This window comes from Alteromonas sp. CH_MED4-4 (genome assembly GCF_037029575.1).
GTDB lineage: Bacteria > Pseudomonadota > Gammaproteobacteria > Enterobacterales > Alteromonadaceae > Alteromonas > Alteromonas macleodii.
This window is the reverse complement of sequence record NZ_JAYMEU010000015.1, coordinates 1-14,143: the sequence shown is the minus strand read 5'-3', so window position 1 is coordinate 14,143 and position 14,143 is coordinate 1. Positions and strand designations below refer to the sequence as shown.

General features: G+C 43.2%; 13 protein-coding genes. 9 read left to right on the top strand and 4 right to left on the bottom strand.

The annotated features are described in order from the left end of the window. Positions 1–58: 58 nt before the first annotated feature. Positions 59–907 (top strand): putative RNA methyltransferase, encoded by an 849-nt coding sequence (locus WA381_RS11830; protein ID WP_069944330.1) that lies wholly within the window; start codon positions 59–61, stop codon positions 905–907. Between the two features lie 535 nt (positions 908–1,442). On the opposite strand, the gene WA381_RS11825 is transcribed toward WA381_RS11830, so the two are convergent. Both WA381_RS11825 and WA381_RS11820 read right to left on the bottom strand, forming a co-directional pair. Continuing rightward, on the bottom strand, positions 1,443–2,969 hold the full coding sequence (locus tag WA381_RS11825; protein WP_061485878.1) for a DUF3413 domain-containing protein: 1,527 nt from the start codon (positions 2,967–2,969) through the stop codon (positions 1,443–1,445). Positions 2,970–2,977: 8 nt separating this feature from the next. Beyond that, positions 2,978–3,196 (bottom strand): DUF1414 domain-containing protein, encoded by a 219-nt coding sequence (locus WA381_RS11820; protein WP_014949499.1) that lies wholly within the window; start codon positions 3,194–3,196, stop codon positions 2,978–2,980. A 159-nt stretch (positions 3,197–3,355) separates the two neighbouring features. On the opposite strand from WA381_RS11820, the gene yejK reads away from it, so the two are divergent. The 3 genes from yejK to WA381_RS11805 all read left to right on the top strand — a co-directional run bounded on the left by yejK (position 3,356) and on the right by WA381_RS11805 (position 6,351). Beyond that, positions 3,356–4,462 (top strand): nucleoid-associated protein YejK, encoded by a 1,107-nt coding sequence (gene yejK / locus WA381_RS11815; RefSeq protein ID WP_061485879.1) that lies wholly within the window; start codon positions 3,356–3,358, stop codon positions 4,460–4,462. A gap of 66 nt (positions 4,463–4,528) precedes the next feature. Next, positions 4,529–5,404: a 6-carboxytetrahydropterin synthase gene (locus tag WA381_RS11810; protein WP_014949501.1), complete on the top strand. Its 876-nt coding sequence runs from the start codon at positions 4,529–4,531 to the stop codon at positions 5,402–5,404. Positions 5,405–5,442: 38 nt separating this feature from the next. After that, entirely contained in the window at positions 5,443–6,351 is a 909-nt protein-coding gene (locus tag WA381_RS11805; RefSeq protein WP_061485880.1) for a M23 family metallopeptidase, read from the top strand. Positions 6,352–6,447: 96 nt separating this feature from the next. Here the strand turns inward: WA381_RS11805 and WA381_RS11800 are convergent, their stop codons facing one another. Then, positions 6,448–8,274, bottom strand: coding sequence for a M61 family metallopeptidase (locus WA381_RS11800; RefSeq protein WP_156086428.1), 1,827 nt, complete (start codon positions 8,272–8,274; stop codon positions 6,448–6,450). 192 nt (positions 8,275–8,466) lie between these two features. Between WA381_RS11800 and WA381_RS11795 the strand changes: the two genes are divergently transcribed. The 4 genes from WA381_RS11795 to WA381_RS11780 all read left to right on the top strand — a co-directional run bounded on the left by WA381_RS11795 (position 8,467) and on the right by WA381_RS11780 (position 11,722). Further along, a complete protein-coding gene (locus tag WA381_RS11795) occupies positions 8,467–9,150 on the top strand; it encodes a PilZ domain-containing protein (RefSeq protein ID WP_014949504.1) in 684 nt (227 codons plus the stop codon). 60 nt (positions 9,151–9,210) lie between these two features. Beyond that, on the top strand, positions 9,211–9,672 hold the full coding sequence (locus tag WA381_RS11790) for an Mpo1 family 2-hydroxy fatty acid dioxygenase (protein ID WP_061485882.1): 462 nt from the start codon (positions 9,211–9,213) through the stop codon (positions 9,670–9,672). Positions 9,673–9,819: 147 nt separating this feature from the next. After that, complete coding sequence (locus WA381_RS11785; RefSeq protein WP_014949506.1) at positions 9,820–10,893, top strand: sensor histidine kinase; 1,074 nt, start codon at positions 9,820–9,822, stop codon at positions 10,891–10,893. A 1-nt stretch (position 10,894) separates the two neighbouring features. After that, positions 10,895–11,722 (top strand): LytR/AlgR family response regulator transcription factor, encoded by an 828-nt coding sequence (locus WA381_RS11780; RefSeq protein ID WP_014949507.1) that lies wholly within the window; start codon positions 10,895–10,897, stop codon positions 11,720–11,722. A gap of 111 nt (positions 11,723–11,833) precedes the next feature. Here WA381_RS11780 and WA381_RS11775 read toward each other — a convergent pair whose 3' ends face one another. Next, entirely contained in the window at positions 11,834–12,838 is a 1,005-nt protein-coding gene (locus WA381_RS11775) for an ATP-dependent 6-phosphofructokinase (protein ID WP_014949508.1), read from the bottom strand. A gap of 177 nt (positions 12,839–13,015) precedes the next feature. Between WA381_RS11775 and WA381_RS11770 the strand changes: the two genes are divergently transcribed. Beyond that, on the top strand, positions 13,016–13,858 hold the full coding sequence (locus WA381_RS11770) for a DUF6279 family lipoprotein (RefSeq protein WP_156086429.1): 843 nt from the start codon (positions 13,016–13,018) through the stop codon (positions 13,856–13,858). The last annotated feature ends 285 nt before the right edge of the window (positions 13,859–14,143 follow it).

Genomic DNA, 14,143 nt, shown 5'->3' with positions numbered 1-14,143 from the left:
CGTAAAGGTGTCGGGTTTGATATCCTTTACGGCAAATTCTCAGTAAAAAGAACCTGTCATGTGGCACTGTCCACTTTGTAAACTCCCTATCTCATTACATACAACGCCTATTCGCTGCGAAAACAACCATACCTTCGATAAAGCGAAGTCTGGTTACGTTAACCTTTTGCCCGTTCAATTTAAAAAATCGAAACTTCCGGGTGACGACAAAGCAATGGTGAGAGCCAGAAGGGAATTCCACCAATTAAATGCCTATAAGCCGTTGAAAGATAAATTAGTGACGCTGGTGAAAAAGGTACTAAATGAAACGGCAGCCAATGAAGAAGCATCAAAGAATGCCATAAAGGTTTATGACGCGGGTTGTGGTGAGGGGAGTTACTTGGATGCGATGGTACAAGGACTTTCAGCGAGTGGCTTAAAGGTTGAAGGAGCAGGTAGCGATATCGCCAAAATCGCAGTAGAGCTGGCAGCTAAAGCGTACAAACAAGCACAGTTCGTTGTTGCTAGCAGTTTCGATTTACCCCTAAGCGGTAACTCGCAAGACGTGATGATTCAGGTTTTCGCACCTGGGAGTAATGAAGAATATGTGAGGGCTCTTAAAAACAATGGCCTTTTAGTGACGGTCGATCCTGCGCCTGAACACCTGTTTGAGCTTAAACAGCAGGTGTACGACAATCCAAGACAGCATGAAATCGACAACCAAGAACGAGATGGGCTTACACGGGTTTACAATGAATGTTTTTCCTTTCCTATCCATTTCGAAAGCGAAGAACATGCGCTGGCACTTATCAAAATGACGCCGTTTTACTGGAAACTGCCAAACGGCAAAATCGATGAGATTGTTGAAACGTTGAAAAGCGTAACCGCAGACTTCCATATTCAGCTATGGCAAAAAACACCACAGTAATATTTAATACCAGTCCGCATAGATCATTACCCACTCAGCGAGAGTTAAAATGTTCGTAATCGCGGCGTGTTACCGCAGGTATAGTGGTTCTACATCGAGGTAACACAACAAAGTGTACGGACATTTTAAACTCGCCCTTCGGGAAGGTCTGGCAAGCTTCCTAGCTTCATTCTGGGAATTTGAAAGGAAACAGCCATTCCTGCATTCCCACGCTTCGCTAGGAAACTTGCCAGCGCCTTCTGAGTGGGCAATTATCTTTGCGGATTGGTATATAGTGGATTACCCATCGGATTCAATGGGGGGTAGGCATCCACACCTCTAGCTAGATGGCCTAAAACTATAGTCTTTATTAGTTTGCGTCCTTAACACAGAGTGTTGCGAGAACCCGTTTGGGCCGGTGTTTCGTAAAGTGCTGGTTTTCTATATTAGTTATGCAAAACAATTAGATGGGTGGTTATGCGTAACTTATCTTGAGTGGTTGTACATAACACAGAAGCGCTTAACGGCAGACTTTCCTTAGTCTGCCGCCAGAATTTTAATTCTGTGTTGAGAATCGTGATAGGTGTTTAATAGCCTGACTTAATAAATCGACATTTAGCGCTTCTTTACTGCGCTTGCCGGTCGCCATGTCGCTTATTTCATAGCTGCCGTTACTAAGTACGTCAGTACGCTTATTGTCATGGAACACAACAATGCGTTCACCAGAGGTGCTAACTAGCCATGGTCTTGAAGGAGAAAGTAAGCTTTGGCCAGTAGAATAAAACGTAGCAGGGGCGTTACATCCCAATGCTCCTAAAATGGTAGGCGCTAAATCTTCCGTGCTGGCTAAGCTAGCATTCAGTTTAAGGGTACTGTACAGCGTGCCTTTGCCACTTTCGCTACCAAAGCCAGTTGCAACAATCACATCGTGTTTACGCGCTAACGTGTTTTTCACATAGCTTTCGATATCAGCACTCTTCAAAAACGCAATATGCAAACCATCATGATTGTTGCTCAGTGGTTGCAAATATCCCGCTAATTGAGGCAACGGCAACGCTTCATCGCTGTGAATAGAGACCGGCATGCCAGACCCCAATGGAAGTGCTAATAACACCGGACGCTTTTGAGATAAAGCGTCTTGGTATATTTCGGGAACACCAAATAGGGTAGTAGTCATTAAGCCTTCTATGCTGCTGGCCGTCGAATAGTAATTGGCTACTTTGTTTAAGGTGTTGCGCTTAATGTTACTTAAGTCCACCGCCTGTTCGTTATCAGTCTGGACAACCACGGTTAAGTTTCTATTTGTTTCAATAGAACAATAAACCGGCTCGGCTGGATAAGTAATATTGTGAATATCAGGGTTGAACTGAAGTTGTTTTCTTTCTTCATAAGCCGCTAAGTCAAGCAAGCCATAACGCGACATCGTCGTTTTAGCAGTCGCAGGATAAGAAAGCGGAAACATGTTGTCCTGCTTTATGATAGGTTGATACAACTTGGCATCAGCCCACACGTGTACAGCGTGACTGGTAACAAAACAGCTGACAAAAAATGTAGTAACAGGGATGCCCACTTTATGGCGAGTGAAGCGTTCAACACGTTTCCAGATTGCATTGGCTAAGACCAGCTGGAAGCCAAGCCAAACGATAAACAGAAGAAATAAAAATGCCCACTGTTGCCAGCTTTCTATCGCCATTGTTGACTGAGCTTCACTGCGCAGTAAATCCGCGGCGTGAAAGCTAATATGGAAGCCTGTGCGATTAAATAGCAACGCATCGAAAGCCAAGAGCGCTAGCCCCACAGCTGCAATAATAGACGCGCTGACCTTTATGACTCTGGGGTTGTTAACCAAATAGCAAAGAGGGAGGATAAAAATAACAAAGCCAAAAAAGGTCATAAAACCAATATGACCGAACCAGTTGGCTAGAAGATACAAGGTGCCGACACCTGTGCCAGGCATAGGTGATGAGAAAACAAAAATCGAGGCAATAACTATGGCGATGATAATGTTCGCCAAGGCAAACCAATGCCCCCAATTTACCAGTTTAGTAACACGCTGGCGACGAGGTGATTCGGCAAGTATCATGCAATCCCTTAGCTATTTTTAACGCTTTTCTTGAGTACGTCGGCAAACTGCGTTGCCATGGCTTCGCGATTTTCAGGGGCTACCTGAGTATTTAAAATGTGCGTAATGACATTTCCTAATACCATAAGTGAAAGATCGCGGTTTGCACCGCCTTCTTCAAGGGTTAGAATAACGTTATTCATTAGCGTTTCGAATTCGTCGTTGCTATAGCGGCTCTGTTGGGGCATTGCTACGCCTCTTTTTTATGATTTCTTTGATAAAAAGAATGGTTTTACACGTAAAATGATTATAATCGTTGTTTGAGTGAGTACAATCATTCATTCTAAAATCCCGCAATTCTTTGGATATTTCTGACACTTTTTAAGCAACAGGACACCCGATACTCTATGAGTGCACTGATTCATCACTTTGTTGTACATCGTTTGATTGTAAACAAAGAAGAGAAAATTGAAGCAATTCCACGTGACAACTGCTTAGCTGTTACTCCGGAAATCGAGCTTCTTGCCCATCAAATAAACCACAGTTTCAATGCTAAACCTGGAAAAGGGGTTGGCCACTTCGTGACGGAAGTTACCCGTGAAGCAAACGTGGAAAACGAAGAAGGCGAAGCGACTACGCAAAAAAGCACCGAGAACGTAGAAGAATTCGCGGAAGGCCTTAAGCAATACATGGATATTCAAAAAGCGGCGGGTGATAACGTTGAAGATGCATTCCATGCGTTTTCGGTATCAGCGACCAATCGCTTAGTTCGCACTTTGGCAGAAACGGGTACGGTTGAGACCGGTTTTCTTATTTTCTGCCAGTATGAGTATTTAGCCACACAGTATTTGATGATTGCATTGTTAAATACCCGCTCGCACGTTGAAGTGACAAACTCTTTAGACCTTTCTGCGCGTGAACACTTGGATTTAGCAAAAATGCAGCTCGCTGTGCGGTTCGATTTAACTCAGTGGGATATTCAACCAGAGCAGCAGCGTTACGTTAGTTTTATTAAAGGTAGAATGGGACGTAAGGTATCAGACTTCTTTATGCAGTTTGTAGGCTGCGAAGAGCTGGTTGATGTTAAACAGCAAAATAAACAACTGATTTCTACGGTCGATGCCTACCTAGCCAGTGAGTCACTAGACCCGCAAGAGCAGCACCAGCATAGAGAAGAAGTTAAATCGTACTTTAAAGAAAAGATTGATGCGGGCGAGAGTTTATCGGTAGATGAACTGGCTAACCGACTTCCACAAAATGAAGAAACTAGCAGTAACTTTTCTGCGTTTACACAGTCTATGGAAGTACCGCTTGAAAAAGAAATTCAGCCAGACCCTGCAGCGCTGAAACAACTTGCTAAATTTACCGGTCAGGGCGGTGGTATATCGCTTAGCTTCGAACGCAAATTAATGGGCGATCGGGTATTTTACGACCCAGCTACTGATACGCTAACAATCCGTGGAATTCCACCTAATTTAAAAGATCAGCTTAATCGCCAATCTTCAATGGACTAGTCGCTGCGAAGCAAAGATAAAAAACGTATACTAGTTAGTAGAATATAAACTCGACTCAAGGGTGTTATGCAATTATTTGTAAATGATTTGACAGTGATGGACTTCTCTTACCTTTGCCCAAAACGCGGCATGGTAGGGGAAAGCTGGATTGTCGATGTGATCTTGGACGGTGAGCTCAACGAAGAGAGCATGGTTCAAGACTTTGGTCACGTGAAAAAGAACTTAAAGCGACTAATCGACGAATATGTTGATCACAAGTTGCTTGTACCTGCTGAATACAGTGGTTCAGAGGTTATTCACGACGACGATTCTGAACAGGTAGAAGCGCGCTTCACCTGCATTGATGGGCGTAGTATCATGCTACATTGCCCCGCTGAAGCTTATGCATTTGTTTATTCTGATGAGATAAACATGGAATCTGTCGGCGTTTACTTAAAAGAAGTGTTGGCGACTCATCTTCCAGAAAACGTTGAAAACATCACGCTGCATTTACGTGAGGAAGTCATTAATTCTCCGTATTATCACTATACCCACGGGCTTAAAAAGCACGACGGTAATTGTCAGCGCATAGCGCACGGTCACCGTTCGCGTATTGATATTATCCTTGACGGCAAAGTGTGTGTTGAAAGTCAGCAGTATTGGGCTGACCGTTGGGCCGACATATATATAGCAACCCGTGAAGACGAAATAGCGTACAGCGACAGAAAGCTTAAAGGTCAAGTTTCAAATGAAGCGGATTACTACTGTTTTGCTTACGAGTCGTCACAAGGCTATTTTGAACTATTAATTCCTAAGTCAGATTGTGAAGTCATCGAAACCGACTCTACAGTTGAGTGTTTGGCGCAGTATCTGCTTGAAGAGCAGAAGAAACGCACGCCTGATGGCGTTTGCCAAGTTATCGCTTATGAGGGCGTAGGTAAAGGCGCCACAGTAAAGGGTTAACATTTGACCACAGCTCGTTATAGGGAAAGGAAACAACTATGGCACTCACGCTTTCAAAAAACGCATTGCATAGCGCACTATCTCGTGTAATGAGTTGTGTAGTGGCAATTAGCACAGTTGCCTCTATGCCATTTGCTTATGCAGATGTAGAGTTAAACGGCCAAAAAGAAGCGTTATCTAGTCAAGAGCAAGTAAACGTAGTGTTGAACGGTAAGTTTACGCAAGGTGCCTTACTGCGCGGGCAAGCTCCCGCTGGAGCCAAAGTAACGCTTAATGGCGAAACTGTTCAAACCAACAAAGACGGAAAATTTGTTGTTGGCTTTGAACGAGAAGCGCCACTGCAGCAAACGTTGGTTGTAAAATTAGACAACGGCCAAAAGTGGCAGCGAGACATTACCCTTGAAAAACGCGAATACAACATTCAGCGAATTGACGGGCTAGAGCAAAAAATGGTTTCTCCGCCAGCAGAAGTGACGGCGCGTATTAAGCAAGACAATATCAACGTAGCTAACGCGCGAAGCGGTAATACTGATTTAGATGCATTATTCACCCGGTTTGAGTGGCCTGCGAAAGGCGTTATTTCCGGTGTTTACGGTAGTCAGCGCATTCTAAATGGCGTGCCGAAATGGCCGCATTATGGTTTGGACATCGCCAATGAAACGGGCACGCCTGTGTATGCACCTGTTGATGGTGTGGTAACAATGGCTGATGATCTCTATTATTCGGGTAACACCTTGATTCTCGACCACGGCATGCGCGTGTTTTCAACGTTTCTTCATATGGACACTATAACGGTAGAAGTGGGTGAAACCGTTAAGCAAGGCGAGCAGATTGGAACGATAGGTTCAACAGGGCGCTCTACAGGCCCGCATCTGGATTGGCGTATTAATTTGGGCAACACTCGTTTAGACCCACAGACTATCATTTCGGGGTCTCCCGAAGAGTAATCATTAATTTGATTTAGTTTTAACAGTCATAAAGAAAAAGGCGCTTTCAGGTAAACTCTCAAAGCGCCTTTTTAGTTTTTACGCTACAGGGCGGAGTTATTTCCCCAGCCACTGATTAAGCTTTTCTTCATCAGTGATTTCAAAGTAAGCCATTTCTTTTCTTGCCTGAGTTATCTCAAGAGGCAGGGTTAGAAGCCGCCCGTCTCGAATAAGCGTTAACTCCACCTGCGACGTTTGGGCATTATCTAATAGGCGCTGAAGCTTCTGGGCATTGACGATATGACCGTCTAACCCAATGATGACATCGTTTAAAAGAACACCTGCCTTCATTGCGGCAAGACCCTCAAATACCTGCATTACCGTAAGTCCGAAGGTAGCTGGCTTTAACGTGGCGCCAAGCTGATTTTTAATAGCAGGCAGCGAGGAGGCACCGCCTTTATCTTCACCTGACACGCGAGCACGAACCGCATAGTTAACGCCCATTTCAGATACTAACGAAGCCAATTCTACATCGTCTGTGCCATACACCACGCGATTTAAGTATTCTGAAACATCAATGCCAAAATGCGTTGTACATAGATTTTGGATCACGTCATCAGGCGTACCTTTTTCATCCACGCCATAGTGTTTCCACAATAACTGCATCAAGGTATCTAAATTCACTTGTTCGTTTGACTGCTTACGAAGGAGTAAATCTAACCCAAGGGCGATAATGCCTCCCTTGGTGTAATAACTTACGATATTGTTAGTAGCGCTCGCATCTTGCTTATAGAATTTTGTCCATGCGTCGAAACTACTTTCAGCTGCACTTTGTTTAAAGCGACCAGCGTTTTGCAAAAGTCGACTGACATTTTGCGCAACAATATCGAGGTATTTCTGTGGTTCAATAACGCCGGCTCTAGCAAGGGTGACGTCATCATAGAAACTGGTAAAGCCTTCATAAATCCACAGCTGATTCGTGTATGTTTCTTGAGATAAGTCTGGTTTCACCATTACGCTAGGTTTAATGCGCTTAACATGCCATGTGTGGAAAAATTCATGGCTGCACAGACTTAAGAACGTAATGTAGCTGTCGGTTTTTTTCTCACTTTCACCAACTTGAGGAAGGTCGAAGCGAGGGTAAAGAAGGGCAGTAGAATACTTATGCTCTAAACCGCCGAACCCATTGTCGGCAAGCAGCGTCATAAACAGGTAGTTATTAATAGGTTGTGGAGCACCAAACAAATCTAGGTGGTGCTTGCAAATTGGCGTTAAGTCACTTGCTATGCGCTCATAATCAATATTGTTGTTACCTGAGAAAAGTAACGTAAACGTAATGCCGTCAACCTCAAAGCTGTGTGTGTCTGCAATGCCCACATAAATGGGATGATCAATGAGCTCATCGTAATTTTTTTCAACGAAGTGCCACCGAGACGGGCTTGTACTTTCACAACGAGAAGGCATTGACGTATACGCCTTCCAATTCGAGGTTGCAGAATCGCTGTCGTTCAGCTCAATGTCCACCTCACACGGCACATTCTCGAAGCCGGAAACGTTTAGAAACGCACTGGTTCCATTTATAAACGCATATTGGTCGTTCATAAAAGCAGAGCGAATAGATAAGTCGTTGGCATAAACCGAGTAAACGACCGTACATGGTTTTCCATCTGTGTCTACACGCCAAGTTTGTTTATCGAGCTTAGTTACCGAAAGGCTATAAACGCTTCTATCGCCAACATTTTCAGTACTATGACCTTCAGAAGTGTTTGCAGTTAGCTCGATAATGCTTTTTGCAAAATCGCGCACCATGTAGCTTCCCGGGATCCAGCTTGGAAGGCTAAGCTCAATTGATGAGCCAGAATGCTCAGGTATTTGCAGCGCGACAGTAAATTGATGGGCACGCCAATTGGAAATAGTTAACGTATAGCGAAGAGCAGAGGTCATAAACGTCCGAAAAGATAAGCAAAACTATCCCTCAACTATATCAACCTATTGAGTTAATCCCAATAGATTGCCTGCTACTAAGAGGCAATTTTTACGTTTATTGAACATGGTTTTCAATCGTAGTATTGATAAGTTTTTGTTTGATGCGTACATTGAGTTAAATGACATTAAATCCAGCAATAACAAATACAAATGGCTGAAAAAATACAAAGCAATTTACTAAGCGAAGATAATTTGGAATCGTTGCGTACGCTGGTACCCGGCGATACAGTAGATTTACAAATTGCTATGCCTGCAGCGCCAAAGCGTGTGAAGACTGACTACATAGGCATGCTTATTGATGAATGTTTGCTTTTTCATATTCCAACATCGGCGAAGTGGATTACCGTTAGGGATGCTCTGACTGTTGGCAACGATATCGTGGTGCGTTCTGTGCTTGAGGGCGATACTGGCCAGGTTATTGCGTTTAAAGTGAAAGTACTCAAATTGCTTTCAAAGCCATCAGGCTTACTTATTACAACCTTCCCAAAACGTATTGAAAGTATAGGGCTTCGCGCTGTAAAGCGTGCTCAACTTGGCGTTTCAGTAACGTTAGAAGCTGACGTTTATCCCAGTGACGAAAACGTAACGGGGATCATCATAGATTTAAGTGAAAAAGGGTGCAAAGTAGCGTTACAGGTCAAGCCAAATTGGCCGGTAATGCTCGATGAAGCTGAGGTTAAGCTAAACTATTCGTTGGACGGTAAAGAAGTAGCGCTTACTGCAAAAGTTAAAAATCATAAGCTTGATAGTGATGTGGTTTATTATGGGCTCGCCTTTACCTGTGAAGAAAAATTGATAAAAACGCTGTTGTCCCGACACACATTGTTAACGTAGGAAAACAATAGTTGGGTGCTCTTTAGATAATAATCAAAATAACAGGCTAAGGGGATCTACATGAGAAGTATTGAGCGACTTTTAATGCAGTACGGTGAAAGCCACCAAAACAAGACCAACGTTATCATCCATGCTATTGCCGTACCCAGCATCTATTTCGTAATGATAGGTTTGCTTTGGAGTTTGCCGGTACCTGAAATGATAGCGCAGTTCGATATAACGTGGGCGCATATCATAGCGGTTCCCGTATTGTATTATTATTTTATGTTGTCTGGTCCGATTGGGGCTGCAATGACCCTCTTAACTATACTGTGTTTCGGTGCAGTTAATACCCTAGACCACTTCAGTATCTCAGTATGGTTATTTTCTCTTGTACTGTTTGTCGTTATGTGGATTTTGCAGTTTATTGGCCATCATATCGAGGGCAAAAAGCCTTCGTTTTTTGACGATTTGCGCTTCTTGCTGGTTGGCCCAGCCTGGTGGTGGGTGCACTGGCTGAAAAGAATGAATATCAGTTACTGAGCTTAATCAGCGAATTGATATAGCCAAAACATGTCTAATTTCAAGATTTTGCCCTGCGACAAGAAGCATAAGGGGCACGACCAAGGCGCTTGGGTCGTGGCAAGGCTTGCGTATAATCTTCTTATAAGTTTTTAAATTGGTAATATTGTGAGTCGCTTTCAGCGTGTAATAGAAAGTAATGAACGTTTATTTTGGACATTGCACAGTGCAGGCTGGGCAGGGTTCGCAATAATTTATTACATCGGATCTTTTCTCCATGATGTTCGACCCATTTGGGTTTTCATCATCATGCTTAATGCCTATGCAGGATGGTTGCTAACCATTCCGCTTCGCTACATCTATCGATGGGCAAGAAAGCAATCACCGCTCAACATGATCATCATAGTGATTGTGTCGTGCTACTTAATTGCTTTGCTATGGGCCGTGGTGAAAAACATTAACTACTGGGAAATCTACAAGCACGGATATCGCCCAGACGAATGGTATATGTATTTTACCAACACCATTAACTCGCTAATAATGGTGGGGTGTTGGAGTGGTGTGTACTTTGGCATCAAGAACTTCCAAATGCTTCAAAAAGAGAAGCAGAACGCGTTAAAGGCGAGTACCATGGCGCACCAAGCTCACATAAAGATGTTGCGCTATCAACTCAACCCGCATTTTCTCTTTAATACGCTTAACGCTATCTCAACTCTTATTCTTTTAAAAGAGAACGACACAGCAGAAGCGATGGTGTCGCGTTTGAGTGACTTTCTACGTTATTCATTAGACAACGACCCGATAAAGCGAGTACCGCTAGGTCAGGAAATAAAGGCATTACGACTCTATCTAGAGATAGAGAAGGTACGTTTTGACGATCGTCTAGAAGTACTATGGGACATCGATGAAGGGTGTGAAAGTGCACTTGTGCCGAGCATGATCTTGCAGCCCATTATTGAAAACTCAATAAAGCACGCCATATCTAAGATGGAAAATGGTGGTCGTATAGCGATTACGGCACGTACATTTGGCAATGATTTGTTAATGGATGTTGCCGATAACGGACCTGGTGCAGATATCAAAGACGGAACACTTAGTCGAGAAAACGGCGTAGGCCTAGCCAATATAAAAGAGCGTTTGCAATCCCTCTATCATCGTAATTTTGCATTCTCTATAGAACACAATCAGCCTTCAGGCGTGCGAGTTAGAATACGCATTCCCTATGAAGTTAAGGACGTATAACATGACAAAGCAAGTGATTAAAACCATTGTAGTGGACGACGAACCTTTAGCACGCAAGGGCCTTCGTGCCAGGTTAGAGCGTCATGATGATGTGCAGGTGCTTGCAGAGTGTCAGAACGGCCTAGAGGCTGTAAGTAGCATTTCTCAACATCGTCCAGATTTGGTGTTTTTAGATATTCAAATGCCTGGCTTAAACGGCTTTCAGGTTATTCACAAGTTGCGCGAACTGAAACAGCCCATTCCCATGATCGTTTTCGTAACTGCTTATGACAGCTACGCAATAAAAGCATTTGACGTGCATGCTTTAGATTATCTGTTAAAGCCAGCAGACGACGAGCGCTTAGGTGCGGCGTTAAACAAAGTACGTGAATATTACTCAACTCAGCATCAAGATGAGCAGTCCCAAAAATTGGTAAGCCTTGTTGCTGAACTTACAGGCGATGATTGCGAAGAGATTTTACGCAAGTTAGCTAATGGTGAGCCGGTTGAAACCAATCCATACCCAGATGTATTGGCTATTAAAGATGGCTCAGAAGTAACGCGCGTAAACGTTCAAGACATTCAATGGATTGATGCTGCAGGTGATTATATGTGCGTTCACGCACTGGATGGCATGCATATAATGCGCAAAACCATGAAAGAACTTGAGCAGGAACTCAACCCACAGTTCTTTGTTCGAGTGCACCGTTCAGCTATTGCTAATATCCGTTTTGTTAAAAAGTTAGTGAGCCATATTAGTGGCGAATATCATTTAATACTTCAAAATGATACAGAACTTAAAGTGAGTCGCAGTCATCGTGATAAAGTGAAAGCGGCAATGAAGATGTAAAGAAGCTTGAGCATTAAGTACTAAAAGGCGGTGTTTTATTATAAAGCACCGCCTTTTTTGTTTTTACAATCTATAAAAGTTTCAAGTTAAACAGCGTCTGAACCATCTTACTTAGTCGCAGCTGTATCTTTCGTTCATTAGGGTACGCATAGCGTCAACCCGGGCTTGATTGAGGGGTTTTGTTTCTTCCCAAGTTTTGGGTAGAGGTACGGTAATAGGGCGTTGATTAACTTCACCAACCATTATGTTGGTGACGTCGCTTCCTACTAAGCTTATGGCGAATTCGCCAAGAGTAGTGGCGAGCAGTCGGTCCTGTGCTACCGGCGAGCCGCCACGTTGGACATGTCCCAAGGTTACTGGCCTAACGTCGTTGATATTGTGATACTGCAAAGCTTCGGTTAATCCTGTTAAGCCATTAGGCCAAACGTTTTCAGCTACTACAACAATAAAACTGACGGGCCCTTTCAAAGCACGCTGCGCTTTTATCTGGTTTACGATCTTTTTGATTTCAGTCTCAGCGGATTCAAAAAACTCAGGAACAACCACATAGTCAGCAGCCGCGGAAAGGGCACCATTTAATGCTAAAAAGCCAGCATTGCGACCCATTACTTCTACAAGGAAAATACGTTCGAACGCATCAGCTGTATCACGAACTTTATCGATAGAACTCATGGCGGTATCTATTGCGGTAAAGTAGCCTATAGTGGCATCAGTGCCCGCTATATCGTTATCAATTGTTCCAGGAATACCAAGAATCTGGCCATCCCATAGTTCGCTCAACTTTGCTGCGCCGCGAAAAGATCCGTCACCACCGATTACAATAAGTGTGTCGATCTCTGCCTGTCTCAAGTTATCAGCCGCTTTGATAAGCCCTTCACGATTTTTAAATTCTTTACACCTTGCGCTGTGTAGTATGGTGCCGCCTTGCTGGATAAGATTGTGCGTTGAATCAAGAGATAGAGGAATAAACTCTTGCTGTAGTAATCCGTTGTAGCCGTGCTTGTAGCCAAGTAAGGTAAAATTAGCTTTCTGACACGCAATAATTGCGGCACGTATACATGCATTCATACCTGGGGCGTCGCCACCAGAGGTTAAAATTGCGACACGTTTTGACACATTAAAGTCCTTCTTTTTACAGGCAATGCCATTAAAGTAGAGTAAAGGCTGTGCAACGTAAAGTTCTCTATTGCGGATATTTATTGCGTAATATCAAAGTAAAATTCAATTTTTCAGTACACAGCAATAAGCGTTTTTGCTTGTCACGACGTAACTAACGTAAAAAAAGGAAATACTATGCGTTCATTGTTGGTTGTTGTCTTTATTATTTTTCTTACTTCATGCAGTTCTAAGCTGGCCTATAACAACCTGGATTGGTGGGTGTATTGGTACATGGACGACTACATCGAGCTTAAAGGTGAGCAAGAGGAGAAGTTTGATGCGCATTTACAAAACTGGTTGAGCTGGCACAAGAAGAGTGAACTTACTCGTTATAAAGCGCAATTAGAGGATATAAAAAAGCAGATTCAGAATGACACCCTTAATTCGAGTATTGTTTATAACAACCTTGAGCTAGCTAGATCGCATTGGGAGCGCGTACGAGACGAGGTCAGTCCTGAATTAGCGGCTATTGCTAAAACACTCGATGATGAACAAGTTGTCACCCTATTTGCGGCATTAGAAAAAGACAATAAAGAAGAAGAGGAAGAGCGACAAGAGGCGCTGGAAAAGTCTGAAGCAGAGAGACTTAAAGATAGAATTGAGCGAATACAAGAAACAATAAGTGAGCGTATTGGAGATCTAAGTAAAGAGCAAAAACAAATTGTTAGCACCTACGCACAACAATTTATTTCTACAGGTGACGCTTGGATAACGTATCGCAGAAACATTCAAAATGCGGCAAGAAAGCTATTCGTTTCGCGCAAGCAAAACGAAAGGTTTGAGCAAGAATTGGTGTCGCTAATGCAAAATCCGGATAATTATAAAAGCGATGTGTACAAGCAAAGTAGTGCTCATAATATGACTGTGACAGCAACGCTACTGGCCGAGATATTTTCAACTCTTTCAGAGAAACAGCGTCAAACACTGATTGAAAACGTGGATGAGCTAATCGAAACGGTTGATAATTTTATGGATTAGTTAGTAATACTTTGGCTCAGTACTCATTCAGCTCGGTCGATACAGTACTGGCCTTCTCGTAATACAAGAAGAAAGCTCCGACTTATGGTGGTAGAACTCAGTACTAAATAAGGCATTAAGTTATAATTCTTTCCAGTCGATTTTAAGAACTTTACCTTCTTCGTTAGCAACGAAAAGGGGAAGTTCGGTCAATTTAGTGTTTTTTTGTTGAGCCTGTAACAGATTCTGTGTAACTGCCATTAGTTAATATGCTTTTCGAGGCGTTCCTCGAACTCGATAATAAAA